Annotated in this window: 14 protein-coding genes and 1 tRNA gene; all 15 read right to left on the reverse strand. The window is 45.7% G+C overall.

What is annotated here, in order from left to right; all coding sequences use genetic code 11:
* Nucleotides 1-639, reverse strand: coding sequence for a 50S ribosomal protein L3 (gene rplC / locus QZZ55_RS07005; RefSeq protein WP_201348439.1), 639 nt, complete (start codon nucleotides 637-639; stop codon nucleotides 1-3).
* Between the two features lie 113 nt (nucleotides 640-752).
* On the reverse strand, nucleotides 753-1,064 hold the full coding sequence (gene rpsJ / locus QZZ55_RS07010) for a 30S ribosomal protein S10 (protein ID WP_028470348.1): 312 nt from the start codon (nucleotides 1,062-1,064) through the stop codon (nucleotides 753-755).
* 180 nt (nucleotides 1,065-1,244) lie between these two features.
* Nucleotides 1,245-2,468 carry an elongation factor Tu gene (gene tuf, locus QZZ55_RS07015; protein WP_293266615.1) on the reverse strand — a complete coding sequence of 408 codons (1,224 nt, stop codon included), beginning with the start codon at nucleotides 2,466-2,468 and terminating at the stop codon, nucleotides 1,245-1,247.
* A gap of 30 nt (nucleotides 2,469-2,498) precedes the next feature.
* Nucleotides 2,499-4,592 (reverse strand): elongation factor G, encoded by a 2,094-nt coding sequence (gene fusA, locus QZZ55_RS07020; protein ID WP_293266616.1) that lies wholly within the window; start codon nucleotides 4,590-4,592, stop codon nucleotides 2,499-2,501.
* Between the two features lie 19 nt (nucleotides 4,593-4,611).
* Complete coding sequence (gene rpsG / locus QZZ55_RS07025; RefSeq protein WP_028470788.1) at nucleotides 4,612-5,082, reverse strand: 30S ribosomal protein S7; 471 nt, start codon at nucleotides 5,080-5,082, stop codon at nucleotides 4,612-4,614.
* A 152-nt stretch (nucleotides 5,083-5,234) separates the two neighbouring features.
* On the reverse strand, nucleotides 5,235-5,609 hold the full coding sequence (gene rpsL / locus QZZ55_RS07030; RefSeq protein WP_028470787.1) for a 30S ribosomal protein S12: 375 nt from the start codon (nucleotides 5,607-5,609) through the stop codon (nucleotides 5,235-5,237).
* 126 nt (nucleotides 5,610-5,735) lie between these two features.
* The gene (gene rpoC, locus QZZ55_RS07035) at nucleotides 5,736-9,956 is read right to left on the reverse strand and encodes a DNA-directed RNA polymerase subunit beta' (protein WP_293266617.1); all 4,221 of its coding nucleotides are present in this window, start codon (nucleotides 9,954-9,956) and stop codon (nucleotides 5,736-5,738) included.
* A 66-nt stretch (nucleotides 9,957-10,022) separates the two neighbouring features.
* Nucleotides 10,023-14,117 carry a DNA-directed RNA polymerase subunit beta gene (rpoB, locus tag QZZ55_RS07040; RefSeq protein WP_293266618.1) on the reverse strand — a complete coding sequence of 1,365 codons (4,095 nt, stop codon included), beginning with the start codon at nucleotides 14,115-14,117 and terminating at the stop codon, nucleotides 10,023-10,025.
* Nucleotides 14,118-14,291: 174 nt separating this feature from the next.
* The gene (gene rplL, locus QZZ55_RS07045) at nucleotides 14,292-14,663 is read right to left on the reverse strand and encodes a 50S ribosomal protein L7/L12 (RefSeq protein WP_293266619.1); all 372 of its coding nucleotides are present in this window, start codon (nucleotides 14,661-14,663) and stop codon (nucleotides 14,292-14,294) included.
* 60 nt (nucleotides 14,664-14,723) lie between these two features.
* Nucleotides 14,724-15,218: a 50S ribosomal protein L10 gene (rplJ, locus tag QZZ55_RS07050; RefSeq protein WP_293266620.1), complete on the reverse strand. Its 495-nt coding sequence runs from the start codon at nucleotides 15,216-15,218 to the stop codon at nucleotides 14,724-14,726.
* Nucleotides 15,219-15,415: 197 nt separating this feature from the next.
* On the reverse strand, nucleotides 15,416-16,111 hold the full coding sequence (gene rplA, locus QZZ55_RS07055) for a 50S ribosomal protein L1 (protein WP_028470782.1): 696 nt from the start codon (nucleotides 16,109-16,111) through the stop codon (nucleotides 15,416-15,418).
* The gene (gene rplK, locus QZZ55_RS07060; protein ID WP_293266621.1) at nucleotides 16,111-16,545 is read right to left on the reverse strand and encodes a 50S ribosomal protein L11; all 435 of its coding nucleotides are present in this window, start codon (nucleotides 16,543-16,545) and stop codon (nucleotides 16,111-16,113) included. The genes rplA and rplK overlap by 1 nt, the downstream gene beginning before the upstream one ends.
* Before the next feature lie 101 nt (nucleotides 16,546-16,646).
* Nucleotides 16,647-17,180: a transcription termination/antitermination protein NusG gene (gene nusG / locus QZZ55_RS07065; RefSeq protein ID WP_293266622.1), complete on the reverse strand. Its 534-nt coding sequence runs from the start codon at nucleotides 17,178-17,180 to the stop codon at nucleotides 16,647-16,649.
* Between the two features lie 10 nt (nucleotides 17,181-17,190).
* Nucleotides 17,191-17,559: a preprotein translocase subunit SecE gene (secE, locus tag QZZ55_RS07070; RefSeq protein ID WP_293266623.1), complete on the reverse strand. Its 369-nt coding sequence runs from the start codon at nucleotides 17,557-17,559 to the stop codon at nucleotides 17,191-17,193.
* Between the two features lie 58 nt (nucleotides 17,560-17,617).
* Nucleotides 17,618-17,693, reverse strand: a tRNA-Trp gene (locus QZZ55_RS07075).
* Nucleotides 17,694-17,719: the final 26 nt, after the last annotated feature.

The raw sequence follows: 17,719 nt of genomic DNA on the forward strand, positions 1-17,719 counted from the left end.
TTAGGCGCCAGCTTTAACAGCTGGTTTAACGATTACGTCACCGCCAGTTGCACCTGGAACAGCACCCTTGATCAATAACAGGTTACGTTCTGCGTCTACACGCACAACTTCTAGAGTCTGAATAGTAACGCGTTCAGCTCCCATGTGACCCGCCATCTTCTTGCCTTTCCAAACACGACCAGGAGTCTGACACTGACCAATGGAACCCGGAGCACGGTGAGATAGTGAGTTACCATGAGTCGCATCTTGCATAGAGAAGTTCCAGCGCTTAATAGCACCTTGAAATCCTTTACCCTTTGATTGACCAGCAACATCTACTTTCTGACCTACTGCGAAGCGCTCAACAGTTAGTGAATCACCAACGTTGATACCTTCATCACCCGACAGACGGAACTCCCACAAACCACGTCCTGCTTCTACGCTAGCTTTAGCATAGTGACCAGCTTTTGGCTTGTTTAGGCGATTAGCCTTAACAGAACCAGTAGTCACTTGCACAGCTGTGTAGCCGTCAGTTTCAACAGTTTTAACCTGCGTTACGCGATTCGGATCCACCTCGATGACCGTGACTGGCACGGATACGCCATCTTCTGTGAAGATGCGAGTCATACCCGCTTTACGTCCGATTAAACCTACAGACATTTCCTATACCTCTTGCCAGTTGTGTACGGGGCTGTTACCCACTACGGCTGCCCTTTTCAGGAGCATTCCACAAACAGCGCTTCATTAAATGAATAATTCTGCGCAGTGACTGATTAGCCTAAACTGATCTGCACTTCTACACCCGCTGCAAGATCTAGCTTCATCAAAGCATCAACAGTTTTTTCTGTTGGCTCAACAATGTCTAGAACTCGTTTATGCGTACGAATTTCGTACTGATCACGCGCATCTTTGTTTACATGCGGAGAGATCAGAACGGTAAAACGTTCTTTGCGAGTTGGAAGCGGGATCGGACCATGCACCTGTGCACCCGTACGTTTTGCAGTATTAACAATTTCCTGCGCAGACGAGTCGATCAGGCGATGATCAAACGCTTTCAGACGTATTCTGATTTTCTGATTTTGCATTTTGATCACACTATTCAAATGATTTATAACGGCATTAGCCGACCTCCCCTTCTATGAAGGGGAGGCAAATTCTACTCAGGAGAGCATGCCACGTCAAGACTAGTCGACTAATTTTTAACCAAAAGCAAAAAAAGCCCTCAAATTGAGGGCTTTTTTATATCATCTAACCTCAAAAAGAGATTACGCGATAATTTTAGATACTACACCAGCACCTACTGTACGTCCGCCTTCACGAATCGCAAAACGTAGACCTTCGTCCATTGCGATTGGTGCAATCAGAGTAACAACCATCTTAACGTTGTCACCCGGCATTACCATCTCAACGCCTTCAGGCAGTTCGCAGTTACCCGTTACATCAGTAGTACGGAAGTAGAACTGTGGACGGTAGCCTTTAAAGAATGGTGTATGACGACCACCTTCATCTTTGCTCAACACGTACACTTCGCCTTCGAAGTTAGTATGCGGGTTGATCGATCCTGGCTTAGCCAAAACCTGACCACGCTGCACGTCATCACGCTTAGTACCACGCAATAGAACACCACAGTTTTCGCCTGCACGACCTTCGTCAAGCAATTTACGGAACATCTCAACACCCGTACAGGTCGTTGTAGTTGTTTCGCGAATACCAACGATTTCGATAGACTCACCAACTTTAACGATTCCGCGCTCTACACGTCCAGTAACCACTGTACCGCGACCAGAGATTGAGAACACATCTTCAATTGGAAGTAGGAACGGCTGATCAATAGCACGCACTGGATCTGGAATATAAGTATCCAAAGCTTCTACCAATGCTTTAACAGCAGTAGTACCCAGTTCGTTATCATCTTCGCCATTCAACGCCATTAGCGCAGAACCACAGATGATTGGCGTGTCGTCACCAGGGAATTCGTAAGCATCTAACAACTCACGCAATTCCATTTCTACAAGCTCACGCATTTCAGCGTATTCTTCAGAATCAACACCACCACAGTCTTCAGCTAGCAAATCCGCTTTGTTCAGGAAAACAACGATGTATGGAACACCTACCTGACGAGACAGCAAGATGTGCTCACGTGTCTGAGGCATAGGACCATCAGTCGCGCCACATACCAAAATAGCACCATCCATCTGAGCAGCACCGGTGATCATGTTTTTCACATAATCCGCGTGCCCTGGACAGTCAACGTGCGCATAGTGACGAATCGTTGATTCATACTCTACGTGCGATGTAGAGATTGTGATACCACGCTCACGTTCTTCTGGAGCATTATCGATACCATCAAATGCTACTGCTTCACCGCCGAATACTTCAGCGCATACGCGCGTTAGTGCTGCCGTTAGTGTTGTTTTGCCATGGTCAACGTGGCCAATTGTACCTACGTTGACGTGCGGCAGATTTCGTTCAAATGCTTTTTTTGCCACGATAAAATACCTCTTAGATTATGGCGAAGGCTAGTAAGCCCTCATCACCGCTTCGGCGACATTCTTAGGAGCTTCAGCGTAACACTCAAACTCCATAGAGTAAGTTGCACGCCCTTGAGTTGCGGAACGCAAATCAGTTGCATATCCGAACATTTCACCCAACGGAACCTGTGCATTAATCACTTTGCCAGATGGAGTGTCTTCCATACCCTGAACAAGACCACGACGACGGTTCAGATCACCCATAACGTCGCCCATGTAATCTTCTGGAGTAACCACTTCGACTTTCATCATTGGCTCCAACAGACATGGATCTGCTTGTAAAGCGTATTTTTTTAATGCTTGAGATGCAGCAATTTTAAATGCCATCTCATTAGAGTCAACATCGTGATATGAACCATCATACAGACGAGCTTTCAGACCAATCAGCGGATAACCGGCAATAACGCCGTTCTGCATCTGCTCTGTAATACCCTTCTCGACAGCTCCGATGTATTCCTTAGGAATAGCACCACCTACCACTTCATTGATGAACTCCAATCCTTCATCATCTGACGGACTGAATTCAACCATAACGTGACCATACTGACCACGACCACCCGACTGTCGGGCGAATTTATGGTTAGCATCGATTGACCGGCGAATCTTCTCGCGATAGGCAACCTGAGGCTTACCAATGTTTGCTTCAACGTTGAACTCACGACGCATACGATCAACCAGGATATCAAGGTGAAGCTCACCCATTCCCGAGATGATTGTCTGACCAGACTCTTCATCAGTTTCAACACGGAAAGATGGATCTTCCTGTGCCAACTTACCCAGAGCCACACCCATTTTCTCTTGATCAGCCTTAGTTTTAGGCTCAACAGCAACAGAAATAACAGGCTCAGGGAACTCCATACGCTCCAATACGATTTTATTCGTAGGATCACACAGGGTATCACCCGTGGTAACGTCTTTCATACCAATCAATGCAGCGATATCACCCGCACGCACTTCTTTAATCTCTTCGCGATTGTTTGCATGCATCTGCACCATACGACCAACACGCTCCTTTTTACTCTTTACAGAGTTAAAAACGCTGTCGCCTGAAGCCAAAACACCCGAATAAACACGAACAAACGTTAAAGTACCAACAAATGGATCCGTTGCAATTTTAAACGCAAGCGCTGCAAATGGAGCAGCATCTTCAGCCGGACGAGCCGCGACAGTTTCGTCTTTGTCGTCCAGAATACCTTCAATCGCTTTAACTTCGATTGGCGAAGGCATGTACTCAATAACAGCATCCAGCATCGCCTGAACGCCTTTATTCTTAAAGGCCGAACCGCACTGCATAAGAACAACGTCATTATCAAGCGTACGCGCGCGCAGACCCACTTTGATTTCGTCATTATCCAAGAAACCTTCTTCAAGGTACTTTTCCATCAACTCATCAGAAGACTCTGCCGCAGCCTCAATCATCTCTTCACGAAGCTCATCAGCCTTGGCCTGAAGACCAGCCGGGATATCTTCCAGCTCATAAGTCATACCCTGATCCGCCTCATTCCACATAATTGCTTTCATGAGAATCAGATCGACGACGCCTTTGAATTCATCTTCAGCGCCGATTGGGAAGTTAATTGGAACAGCTTTAGCCCCTAAACGAGCCTTCAACTGATCAATAACCATAAAGAAATCTGCACCCGCACGGTCCATTTTATTAACGAAGACCATGCGCGGAACATGGTATTTATTAGCTTGGCGCCAAACAGTTTCCGTTTGCGGCTGCACGCCTGAAGAGGCGCACAACACAACAACCGCACCATCCAACACACGCAGCGAACGCTCTACTTCGATTGTAAAGTCAACGTGCCCCGGTGTATCAATGATATTGATGCGGTGGTTTTCAAACTGCTTGTTCATACCTTGCCAGAAACAGGTAGTCGCAGCAGACGTGATAGTAATACCACGCTCCTGCTCCTGCTCCATCCAATCCATTGTCGCGGCGCCATCATGCACCTCACCAATTTTATGAGATAGACCTGTATAGAAAAGTACGCGCTCTGTTGTAGTCGTTTTACCGGCATCTACGTGTGCAACGATACCAATGTTACGGTAACGCACAATAGGGGTTTTACGAGCCACGACTCATTCCTCTGGACATTTAGAAGCGATAGTGAGCAAAAGCTTTGTTAGCTTCAGCCATACGATGCACATCTTCACGTTTTTTAACAGCAGCACCACGACCATCAGCAGCATCTAGCACTTCACCCGCCAAACGCAAAGCCATGGATTTTTCACCACGCTTACGTGAAGCATCTACCAACCAACGCATAGATAAAGCCATACGGCGCGAAGGACGTACTTCACATGGCACTTGGTAAGTAGCACCACCAACACGACGGGATTTAACTTCAACCGCTGGCTGGATAGCATCTAACGCTTTTACAAACATATCCAGAGGATCGTTATTAGAACGTTCCTGGATTTTATCTAGTGCACCGTAAACAATACGTTCTGCAACAGATTTTTTACCACTGACCATTACATGGTTAATAAATTTTGCCAATGTAATGTTACCGAACTTAGGATCCGGCAGTATTTCGCGCTTTGCAGCGACGCGTCTTCTAGGCATGATAAGCCCTCATATTTTAAAGGTCTTCAGGAAATTCAGATAGATAAGTATCTACCTAACCTTACTCTTACCGGGTCCGGGTCTTGTCGAATTTAGCATTGGATCTGTTACCAGACTCTCAACTAGCACCAACATCCACCGTTAAACGGTGGTTAAGACTTAGGACGTTTAGTACCGTACTTCGAACGAGCCTGCTTACGATCGTTAACGCCTGAACAATCCAATGCGCCACGAACAGTGTGGTAACGAACACCTGGCAAATCTTTTACACGACCGCCACGGATCAAAACAACACTATGCTCTTGCAGGTTATGACCTTCACCACCAATGTAGGAAGTCACTTCGAAGCCGTTTGTTAAACGAACACGGCAAACTTTACGAAGGGCCGAGTTTGGCTTCTTCGGAGTTGTAGTGTAAACACGTGTACATACGCCACGACGCTGAGGGCAAGCCTGCAGAGCCGGTACGTCACTTTTTTGTACTTTGCGCTTACGTGGTTTGCGAACCAATTGGTTAATTGTTGCCATTAAAGCAAACTCCACGTTTTCACGTTTAATTAAAAGCACCAAAAAACCGGATCATTATTAATCCGGTCACTAGGGGGCCGGAATTTTAATCAATTCCGACCCTTAAAGTCAATCTCTGATTAAAAATTAATCAGAATTTGACAAAGAGGCATTCAATGCGGCTGCTAGTGCTTCTTGCACTTCTTCTGCACTGACTGTCTCAGTTCCTTGCGCAATCGCTTTCTTGCGTTTGCGCTCACTGTGATAAGCCAGACCCGTTCCCGCAGGAATTAGACGACCAACCACAACATTTTCTTTCAAGCCGCGCAAGAAGTCTTGCTTACCCTTCACTGCCCCTTCGGTCAGTACGCGAGTTGTTTCCTGGAATGATGCAGCTGAAATAAAGGACTCCGTTGCCAGAGATGCTTTGGTCACACCTAACAGAACACGCTCAAACTTAGCAGGGATTTTATCTGCCTCGGCTAGATCAGCGTTCTCAGATACGACTGCCGCATATTCAACTTGCTCACCCGGGATAAAGGTAGAATCACCAGATGTAACGATTTCAACTTTACGCAACATCTGACGACAGATAACTTCGATATGCTTATCGTTAATTCCTACACCCTGGAGACGGTAAACGTCTTGGATTTCATTAACAACAAACTCAGCCAACGCCTCAACACCCAAGATACGCAAGATATCGTGCGGGTTAGTTGGGCCATCAGAAATAACCTCTCCCTTTTCAACATACTCACCTTCAAATACGTTGAGGTTACGCCACTTCTGAATCATAAGTTCAAACGGCTCGGCATCATTTGGCGTGATAACCAAACGCTTCTTACCTTTCGTTTCTTTACCGAACGAAATAATACCCGAGATTTCAGCAAGTATTGATGACTCTTTCGGCTTACGCGCTTCAAACAAATCAGCTACACGTGGCAGACCACCTGTAATATCTTTGTTTACAGAGCCTTCCTGCGGAATACGCGCTAGCGCCTCACCTACAGATACTTTAGTGCCACTAGCCATGTTAACGATAGCTTTAGCAGGCAACAAATACTGTACCAACTGATCAGTACCAGGATGGCAAATATCAACGCCTTTCTCATCAACCAATTTAATCATTGGACGGATATCTTTACCGGCTGCTGGACGATCTTTACCGTCCAACACTTCAGTAGTAGAAAGACCTGTCAGATCATCAGTAGTCTGTTTAACCGTGATACCATCTTCCATACCAACGTAAATTACTGTACCAGCAACTTCCGTGATAATTGGATGTGTATGCGGATCCCAGTTAGCAACGATATCACCAGGATTAACCTGGGCGTTATCTTTAACCTTGATGACAGCACCGTAAGGAAGCTTATAACGTTCACGCTCACGCCCATGCTCATCTGTCACACCTAACTCACCAGAACGCGATACAGCAACCAAATGACCTGCAGGTGTCTCAACATACTTGAGGTTATGCAGACGAATTTCACCGCCCTTCTTAACTTCAACGCTATCAACTGCCGCCGCTCTAGAAGCCGCTCCACCGATATGGAACGTACGCATAGTAAGCTGAGTACCCGGCTCACCGATCGACTGTGCAGCGATAACACCGACAGCCTCACCCGCATTAACGCCATGACCACGACCCAAGTCACGACCGTAACACGCGGCACAAATACCAAAGCGCGTATCACACGTGATTGCCGAGCGAACTATGATCTCATCGATAGATGAGAATGCTTCATCATTTTCTAAATAATGAACCCACGCTTCATCAATCAGCGTACCGGCAGGAATAAGTACATCAACACCTGCTGGATCCAGAACATCACGAGCAACAACACGACCAAGTATACGATGACCCAAAGCCACCACAACATCGCCACCTTCAATCATAGGCTGAATAACCAGACCATTCTCAGTGCCGCAGTCAACTTCAGTGATAACTAGATCTTGCGCCACATCAACCAAACGACGTGTCAAGTAACCAGAGTTAGCTGTTTTCAGAGCCGTATCTGCCAAACCTTTACGAGCACCGTGAGTAGAGATGAAGTACTGAAGTACGTTCAAACCTTCACGAAAGTTAGCAACAATCGGCGTTTCGATGATCGAACCATCTGGCTTGGCCATCAAACCACGCATACCAGCTAGCTGTCGAATCTGCGCAGCACTACCACGAGCACCTGAGTCAGCCATCATATAAACTGAGTTGAAAGACTCCTGATCGACCTCATTACCTTCACGGTCAATAACTTTTTCGATTTTCAGGTTTTCCATCATACGCTTCGCCAACAAATCGTTAGCACGCGACCAGATATCAATAACCTTGTTGTATTTCTCGCCTTGCGTTACCAAACCATCAGCAAATTGACGCTCAATCTCTTTTACTTCAGCATCGGCTTCACCAACGATAGTTGGTTTTTCATCAGGAATAACGAAATCGTTAACACCAATAGATGATCCAGAAACGGTAGCTTGACGAAAGCCCATATACATCAACTGGTCAGCAAAAATTACCGTATCTTTGAGACCGCAACGACGATACGCTTCATTCAACAAGCGCGAAATAGCTTTTTTCTTCATCGCTTGGTTAACAAGCTCAAACGGAAGACCATCAGGAACAATAGAGAACAGCATCGCACGGCCTGCGGTTGTCTCTTTCATTTCCGTGATTTCAGTAACGTTACCTTCGATATCACGGATAACTTCACTGATGCGCACTTTAATACGCGCTTGTAAATCTAGCTGCTTAGCACCGTAAGCACGCTCAATCTCTTCGATATCAGCAAAGGCCATGCCCTCACCTTTAGCGTTGATTCGCGAACGTGTCATCCAATAGAGACCCAATACAACGTCCTGTGAAGGTACGATGATTGGCTCACCGTTTGCAGGTGACAAGATGTTGTTAGTAGACATCATCAAAGCACGTGCTTCAAGCTGCGCTTCAATAGTTAACGGTACGTGTACCGCCATCTGGTCACCATCAAAGTCAGCGTTGTACGCAGCACACACCAATGGGTGTAACTGGATCGCTTTGCCTTCGATCAACACCGGCTCAAACGCCTGAATACCCAAACGGTGAAGTGTTGGTGCACGGTTAAGAAGAATAGGATGCTCGCGGATTACTTCATCCAAGATATCCCACACCAATGGCTCTTCACGCTCAACCATTTTTTTAGCGGCTTTAATCGTTGTCGCATAGCCACGTAACTCAAGCTTAGAAAAAATGAATGGTTTGAACAGCTCAAGCGCCATCTTCTTAGGAAGACCACACTGATGCAATCGCAGGTATGGACCTACCACGATAACCGAACGACCCGAGTAATCTACACGTTTACCCAATAGGTTCTGACGGAAACGACCCTGCTTACCTTTGATCATATCAGCCAAAGATTTTAGAGGGCGCTTGTTAGAACCGGTAATAGCGCGACCACGACGACCGTTATCTAATAGCGCATCTACAGATTCCTGCAGCATACGTTTTTCGTTACGCACAATAATGTCAGGCGCGTTCAGATCTAATAGACGCTTCAAACGGTTATTACGGTTAATAACACGACGATACAGATCATTCAGATCAGAAGTAGCAAAACGACCTCCATCCAAAGGTACTAGTGGACGCAGGTCTGGCGGCAATACTGGCAAGATTGACAGCACCATCCACTCTGGTTTATTACCAGATTTGTAAAATGATTCGCACAACTTAAGACGCTTTGAAAGTTTCTTAATTTTGGTTTCAGAGTTCGTCTGCGGAATTTCTTCACGCAGCATTTGAATCTCTTCTTCCAAATCAATTGAAGCCATCAACATCTGAACCGCTTCAGCACCCATGCGGGCATCGAATTCATCACCGAATTCTTCAAGCGCCTCAAAATACTGCTCGTCATTCATCAATTGTCCACGCTCAAGCGTAGTCATACCTGGCTCTACAACAACAAACGATTCGAAATATAGAATTCGTTCGATATCACGCAGCGTAATATCAAGCATTAAACCGATACGTGACGGCAATGATTTCAGGAACCAAATATGTGCAACAGGGCTAGCTAATTCAATATGCCCCATGCGGTCACGACGTACTTTGGTTAGTGTGACTTCAACGCCACACTTCTCACAAATAACACCGCGGTGTTTCATGCGCTTATACTTACCGCACAAACATTCATAATCCTTGACTGGGCCAAAGATTTTCGCACAAAACAAGCCATCACGCTCAGGCTTGAAAGTACGATAGTTAATCGTTTCAGGTTTTTTAACTTCACCGAATGACCACGAACGGATCATTTCCGGTGATGCAAGCGAGATTTTGATCGAGTCAAATTCATCAGCCTGACTTTGTGATTTCAGTAGATTCAGCAGATCTTTCATTGTCTACGGCTCCTCGCGGAGTTATTGGGCAGGCACAGCGCGCCTACCCGGGTGATTCGGCAATACCTAGTCGTTCTCTAGCTCAATATCGATACCAAGAGAGCGAATCTCTTTAATCAACACATTGAACGATTCAGGCATTCCTGGCTCCATTTTGTGGTTTCCGTCGACGATGTTTTTATACATCTTCGTACGTCCATTCACGTCATCCGACTTAACTGTCAGCATCTCTTGAAGAGTATATGCTGCGCCATACGCCTCCAATGCCCACACTTCCATCTCACCGAAGCGCTGACCACCGAACTGCGCTTTACCACCCAGCGGCTGCTGAGTAACAAGGCTGTAAGAACCAGTTGAACGTGCATGCATTTTGTCATCAACCAAATGGTTAAGCTTCAGCATGTACATGTAACCAACAGTCACTTGGCGCTCAAACTCATCACCTGAACGACCATCGAACAATGTAACCTGACCTGTATCGTTCATGCCAGCCATGCGAAGAAGCTCTTTAACTTCAGCTTCTTTCGCACCATCAAATGCAGGTGTTGCCAACGGCACACCACCACGCAAGTTACGGGCTAGATCGATAATTTCTTCATCTGAGAAGCTATCAAGATCTTCGTGACGGGCATTGTTCCAGCCATCCAGCTCGCTATTATAAATGCGATGCAGAAATTCACGAATTTCTTTAACTGCTTCAGCTTTTTCGCGCTCAACTTCTAACATTTCGTTGATACGACGTCCCAAGCCTTTAGCAGCCGCACCCATGTGCGTCTCAAGAACCTGACCAACGTTCATTCGCGAAGGTACACCTAGCGGGTTCAGTACGATATCAACTGGCTCACCGTTGGCATCATAAGGCATATCTTCTACCGGCATGATAACGGAGATAACACCCTTGTTACCGTGGCGACCAGCCATCTTATCGCCCGGCTGCACGCGACGCTTAGTAGCCACATACACTTTAACAATCTTCAGCACACCCGGTGCTAAATCATCACCTGCTTGAAGTTTGTTCTTCTTACTTTCGAATTTTTTATCTAGCTCTTCTCGACGCTCTTCAAGCTGAGCTTTCGCTTGCTCTAACTGCTCAGATACTGCTTCATCAGAAAGACGGATTTTAAACCACTCTTCTTTCTTCAAATCAGCCAAAAATGCTTCAGTAATCTCTGCACCTTTAACTAAACCAGCACCACCATCAGCCTGCTTACCAACAAGCACCTTAGCCAAACGCTCAAAAGTAGCCTGTTCAACGATACGATACTCGTCGTTCAAGTCTTTGCGAATAGCATCCATCTCGGCTTTTTCAATCGCCAGAGCACGCTCATCTTTAACTACACCGTCACGGGTAAAGACTTGTACATCGATAACTTTACCGGTAGTACCACCTTTAACGCGTAATGAAGTATCTTTAACGTCAGACGCTTTTTCGCCAAAGATTGCACGTAGCAGCTTTTCTTCAGGAGTCAGCTGAGTTTCGCCTTTAGGCGTCACTTTACCAACCAAGATATCGCCCGGGCCTACTTCAGCACCAATATGCACAATACCTGACTCATCCAATTTCGCTAATGCAGACTCGCCTACATTTGGAATATCAGAAGTGATTTCTTCAGATCCCAGCTTTGTGTCACGCGCAACACAAGTAAGCTCTTGAATGTGAATAGTGGTGAAACGATCTTCTTCCACTACACGCTCTGAGATAAGAATTGAATCCTCAAAGTTGTAACCATTCCAAGGCATAAATGCGATACGCATGTTCTGACCAAGCGCTAACTCACCCATGTCAACCGAAGGACCATCAGCCATGATATCGCCACGCTTAACTGTTTCACCTGGACGAACAATAGAGCGTTGATTGATACATGTATTTTGGTTAGAGCGAGTGTATTTAGTGAGGCTATAAATATCTACACCAGCATCACCAGCTGTCACTTCTGCATCACTTACACGAACAACAATACGCGCAGCATCAACAGACTCAATAACACCACCACGGTTCGCGGTTACACATACACCAGAATCACGGGCAACATAGCGCTCCATACCTGTACCAACGAGCGGCTTATCAGCTCGCAATGTAGGAACAGCCTGACGCTGCATGTTAGAACCCATCAATGCTCGGTTAGCATCATCATGTTCTAGGAAAGGAATTAACGATGCTGCAATAGAAACTACCTGGCGCGGAGAAACATCCATGTAATCGACCTTTGCAGGCGCCATTACCGTTGTTTCATTTAGATGCCTAACCGTTACCATATCATCAAGCAGACGCTTCTCTTCATCCATAGATGCAGAGGCCTGAGCGATTACAAAGTTATTTTCTTCAATTGCTGACAAGTATTCGATATCGTCAGCAACAACGCCATCAACCACTTTGCGGTATGGTGTTTCAAGGAAACCGTAGTCATTAGTACGAGCAAACGTTGCCAATGAGTTGATTAGACCGATGTTTGGTCCCTCAGGTGTTTCGATAGGGCATACACGACCATAGTGAGTCGGATGCACATCTCGAACCTCAAAACCAGCACGCTCACGCGTTAAACCGCCAGGGCCTAATGCAGAAATACGACGCTTATGCGTGACCTCTGATAGCGGGTTATTCTGATCCATAAACTGGGACAGCTGAGACGATCCAAAGAATTCTTTAACTGCTGCAGCAACCGGCTTAGCATTTATTAAATCCTGAGGCATCAGATTATCTGCTTCAGCCATACTTAGTCGATCACGAACAGCACGCTCAACACGCACCAAACCAACACGGAATTGGTTTTCTGCCATCTCACCGACAGAACGAATACGACGGTTACCCAAGTGATCAATGTCATCCACAATGCCTTTACCATTGCGTATATCAATCAGGGTTTTCATTACATCTAAGATATCGTCTTTATCTAGAACGCCCGATCCAGTTTCTGCATCACGGCCTAGACGACGATTAAATTTCATACGACCAACAGCTGACATGTCATAACGTTCTTCAGCGAAGAACAAGTTACCAAACAATGTTTCAGCAGACTCTTTCGTTGGCGGCTCACCAGGACGCATCATACGGTAGATTTCTACCAATGCTTCCAACTGGCTGCGAGTAGGGTCATTACGTAAGGTATCTGAGATAAACGGACCACAATCAAGCTCGTTTGTATACAACGTCTCGATATCAGTCACATTTGCAGCGACAAGTGTTGCTACTAATTCATCCGTTACTTGTGTATTACATGGACAAATGAGCTCACCCGTTGCAGGGTCAACAACATCTCTAGCAATCGACTTACCGATCAGATACTCAAGAGGCACTTCTAGCTGAGGCATATCAGCCATTTTCTTGATATGGCGCGGCGTAATACGACGGCCAGCCTCAACAATAACATCGCCATCATTATTCTTGATTTCGAATGACATGGTTTCACCACGCAAACGATCAGGAATAAGTCCCATTTCTACTTTATCAGCCGAGATAACCCATGACGTATTCTCAAAGAAAATATCAAGAATTTCATGCGTATCATAACCCAAAGCACGCAACAGAACGGTTGCAGGCAGCTTACGACGACGGTCAATACGAACAAACAGTGCATCTTTTGGATCAAACTCAAAGTCTAACCAAGATCCACGGTAAGGAATAATACGAGCAGAATATAGCAGCTTACCAGACGAGTGTGTTTTACCTTTATCATGATCAAAGAACACACCAGGTGAGCGATGAAGCTGAGAAACGATAACACGCTCAGTCCCATTAACTACAAATGTCCCATTATCTGTCATCAAAGGCATTTCGCCCATGTAGACTTCTTGTTCGCGGATATCTTTTACTGCTTTATTTGATGATTCACGATCATAAATAACCAACCGCACTTTAACGCGCAGTGGTGCAGCGTATGTAATGCCACGCTGTTGACATTCTTTGACGTCAAAAACAGGCTCACCTAGGCGATAGCCTACATATTCCAATGCAGCATTTCCGGAATAAGAGACAATAGGAAATACAGATTTAAATGCCGCGTGTAGACCTTCCTCTTTACGATCTCCGGCATCCGCACCTTCCTGTAGGAATTTGCGATAAGAGTCTAGCTGGATCGCCAGCAGGTAAGGTACATCCATGACTTGCAGCAATTTGCTGAAATCTTTCCGGATGCGTTTCTTTTCAGTATACGAATAAGCCATCAGTGTTCCCCAGCATGTGCACCAAGTTGAGAAGCAGCCCAGAACGAGAATTTCTGGCCCGCGGAGCCGCTATTTATTTGCTGTCTACAAATAACGGAAAAAGGCCGGTGGCAATTTGCCACCAGCCATAGGTGTTTCAAGCAGTCTCAGGCTGCTTGTAAAGCATAAGCCAGATTACTTAAGCTCTGCAGAAGCGCCTGCTTCTTCCAACACTTTCTTAAGCTCTTCAGCTTCGTCTTTGCTAACGCCTTCTTTAATAGCAGAAGGAGCGCCATCAACAAGACCTTTAGCTTCTTTCAGGCCAAGACCTGTAGCAGCACGAACAGCTTTGATTACGTTAACTTTCTTATCGCCAGCAGCAGTAAGGATAACGTCGAATTCAGTCTGCTCAACAGCAGCGCCAGCAGCGTCGCCAGCAGGACCAGCAGCTACAGCAGCAGCAGCCGATACGCCGAATTTTTCTTCCATTGCAGAAACTAGTTCAACAACATCCATTACAGACATTTCAGCGATAGCGTTAATGATATCTTCTTTAGTCAGAGACATGACTTTTTCCTAAAATATGGAGCCTAAGCTCGTTTAAACCGTTATGAAACAGCAAAAAAATTACGCTGCTTCTTGCTCTTTCTGATCGCGAACAGCGTCGATAACACGTACCAACTTGCCTGCTGCTGCTTCTTTCATACAACTCATCAGTTTTGCAAGCGCTTCGTTGTAGGTTGGCAAGCTTGCCAATATCGCTACATCTACTATTTCGCCTTCAAATGCTGCTGATTTAAGCTCAAGCTTATCGTTTTTCTTAGCGAATTCTTTAAGAATACGCGCACCCGCACCCGGGTGATCTGTAGAAAAAGCGATAATCGTTGGGCCTGTGAAAGATTCAGACAAACACTCATACGCTGTACCAGTTACTGCACGACGTGCCAATGTGTTACGAACAACACGCAACCACACGCCATTTTCACGCGCTTCTTTACGTAGAAGCGTCATATCCCCAACGGTAACACCGCGAGAATCAGCCACTACTGCAGATAGTGCGTTTTGAGCAGCTTCCTGGACTTCAGCGACGATCGCTTTTTTGTCTTCTAGTCCTAATGCCACAATTAACTCCTGGATTAATAGTCTTTCGACTGTTTACCATCAATCTACCTAAGTAGAGTTGCGAGCACGGTGGTATTCACCGTCTGCGCAGGCTGGCCACCCATTAAGATGCGCCAAAGACGCATCACCTGCGGTCTTTGACGGTCTTCGTCTCTGCCTAACAGGTCGCGAAGACCCTCAAAAAACCTTTTGGTTGATTAAGAAGCTAAAGAAGCCTGATCAACCAAGATGCCTGGACCCATAGTAGAGGACAGGACAATTTTCTTAATGTAGATACCTTTCGATGCTGCTGGCTTAAGCTTCTTAAGATCAGCAACCAAAGCCGCTACATTTCCTTTAATAGCATCTGCTTCAAATTCAATTTTACCCACACCTGCATGGATAATTCCGTTTTTATCTGTACGGAAACGAACCTGACCAGCTTTTGCATTTTTGACAGCGGTTACCACATCTGGAGTCACGGTGCCAACTTTAGGGTTAGGCATTAAACCACGTGGACCTAAGATCTGACCCAACTGACCAACAACACGCATAGCGTCTGGAGTCGCAATAACAACGCCGTAGTCTAGATCACCAGCTTTCATAGAAGCAGCTAGATCATCAAAACCAACAACATCTGCGCCGGCTTCTTGTGCTTTAACAGCATTTTCACCCTGAGCAAAAACAGCAACACGAACTTCTTTACCTGTACCATTTGGAAGCACAGTAGAACCACGCACAACCTGGTCTGATTTACGAGGATCAACACCCAAGTTTACAGAAACATCAATTGATTCTTTAAAGCCAACAGTAGACACTTTAGCTAGTAATTCTACCGCTTCAGTGATGGAGTATGCTTTCCCTGAAGTTACTACTTCACGGATAGCTTTCTGACGCTTAGTTAGCTTAGCCATTATGCTTTATCCTCTACTACAAGACCCATGCTGCGAGCACTACCAGCGATAGTATTAACAGCCGATTCTAAATTAGAAGCATTCAGATCGGGCATTTTGATAGTTGCGATTTCTTCCAACTGCGCCTGCGTCACCGAACCAACCTTTACAGTATTCGGACGACCAGAACCGCTTTTCAGGCCTGCTGCTTTTAGCAACAGAACTGAAGCTGGCGGAGTTTTAGTGATAAAGGTAAAGCTACGGTCACTGTAGACAGTAATCACAACCGGAGTCGGCAAACCCGGCTCCAAGCTCTGCGTCTCAGCATTGAATGCTTTACAGAATTCCATAATATTCACACCATGCTGACCCAAAGCCGGACCAACTGGCGGACTTGGATTAGCTTGAGCTGCTTTAATCTGCAACTTGATATAAGCCTGGATTTTCTTGGCCATTTTGAACAATCTCCTATGGGTTTAACGCCTTACGGCTTCCCGTTTTTACAAAGACAGAAAAACCCCACCTTATAAAAGGCAGAGTTTTTAGATTTTTTATATCAGACTTTTTCGACCTGTCCAAACGCCAACTCAACAGGCGTAGATCGACCAAATATAAGCACCGCAACTTTCATGCGATTTTTCTCATAGTCAATCTCTTCAACCACACCATTAAAGTCAGCAAACGGACCATCTGAAACACGAACCATTTCACCCGGCTCAAACACAGTCTTAGGCTTAGGTTTATCAACACCACTCTGAACCCGAGACAATATCTCATCAGCTTCACGCTGAGTAATCGGTGCAGGCTTATCAGCAGTACCACCAATAAAACCTAAAACGCGCGCAGTATGCTTAACAAGATGCCAAGTTTCATCGGTCATCTCCATCTGCACCAACACATAACCGGGATAAAACTTACGCTCAGACTTGCGTTTTTTGCCATCTTTTATCTCAACAACTTCTTCTGTTGGAACCAAGATGTCGCCAAACATATCTTCTAGACCACCAAGAGCAATACGCTCTTCTAACAATGTTTTTACACGCTTCTCATAGTTAGAGTGAGCATGAACAACATACCAATTTTTAGCCATGCCCTTTCTCCTAACCTATTATACTAGAGACCATCCAACCCAAAAATGAGTCAAGCCCCCACAACAACAAACCAATCACCAACACCACAACCACAACCATCGCTGTCGTCTGCAATGTCTCTTGGCGCGTAGGCCAAACAACCTTACGCACTTCGTTCTTCGCCTCTTTAAACAGAGTAAAGAACGCATGTCCTTTTGCCGTTTTCATGGCAAAAAAACCTGCAACCAAGGCAAGCACTAACAAAGCAATAACCCGATACAACAGGGATTGCTCAGCATACATAGAGTTACCAACAACACCCACAGCAACAAGCAGCACAACCATCAACCACTTCAGGGCGTCGAACTTAGATCCTTCAGGTGTATCTTTTGAATTCACGCTTGTTAGCCTCGGCTTCGAATAAAGCTTGCGCTTTGATACCATCTTCGACTGAAGATGGCAGGTCAGGAGGGACTCGAACCCACAACCTGCGGTTTTGGAGACCGCTGCTCTGCCAATTGAGCCACTGACCTGTAAAAAACAGGGACGCACATTATAT

Source organism: Neptunomonas sp., assembly GCF_016744175.1.
GTDB lineage: Bacteria > Pseudomonadota > Gammaproteobacteria > Pseudomonadales > Balneatricaceae > Neptunomonas.

Excerpts from the sequence above, each read along its gene's own strand:
- rplC (WP_201348439.1), bottom strand. The coding sequence starts at position 639 with ATGTCTGTAGGTTTAATCGGACGTAAAGCGGGTATGACTCGCATCTTC.
- rpsJ (WP_028470348.1), bottom strand. The coding sequence starts at position 1,064 with ATGCAAAATCAGAAAATCAGAATACGTCTGAAAGCGTTTGATCATCGC.
- rpsG (WP_028470788.1), bottom strand. The coding sequence starts at position 5,082 with ATGCCTAGAAGACGCGTCGCTGCAAAGCGCGAAATACTGCCGGATCCT.
- rpsL (WP_028470787.1), bottom strand. The coding sequence starts at position 5,609 with ATGGCAACAATTAACCAATTGGTTCGCAAACCACGTAAGCGCAAAGTA.
- rpoC (WP_293266617.1), bottom strand. The coding sequence starts at position 9,956 with ATGAAAGATCTGCTGAATCTACTGAAATCACAAAGTCAGGCTGATGAA.
- rpoB (WP_293266618.1), bottom strand. The coding sequence starts at position 14,117 with ATGGCTTATTCGTATACTGAAAAGAAACGCATCCGGAAAGATTTCAGC.
- rplL (WP_293266619.1), bottom strand. The coding sequence starts at position 14,663 with ATGTCTCTGACTAAAGAAGATATCATTAACGCTATCGCTGAAATGTCT.
- rplA (WP_028470782.1), bottom strand. The coding sequence starts at position 16,111 with ATGGCTAAGCTAACTAAGCGTCAGAAAGCTATCCGTGAAGTAGTAACT.
- rplK (WP_293266621.1), bottom strand. The coding sequence starts at position 16,545 with ATGGCCAAGAAAATCCAGGCTTATATCAAGTTGCAGATTAAAGCAGCT.
- nusG (WP_293266622.1), bottom strand. The coding sequence starts at position 17,180 with ATGGCTAAAAATTGGTATGTTGTTCATGCTCACTCTAACTATGAGAAG.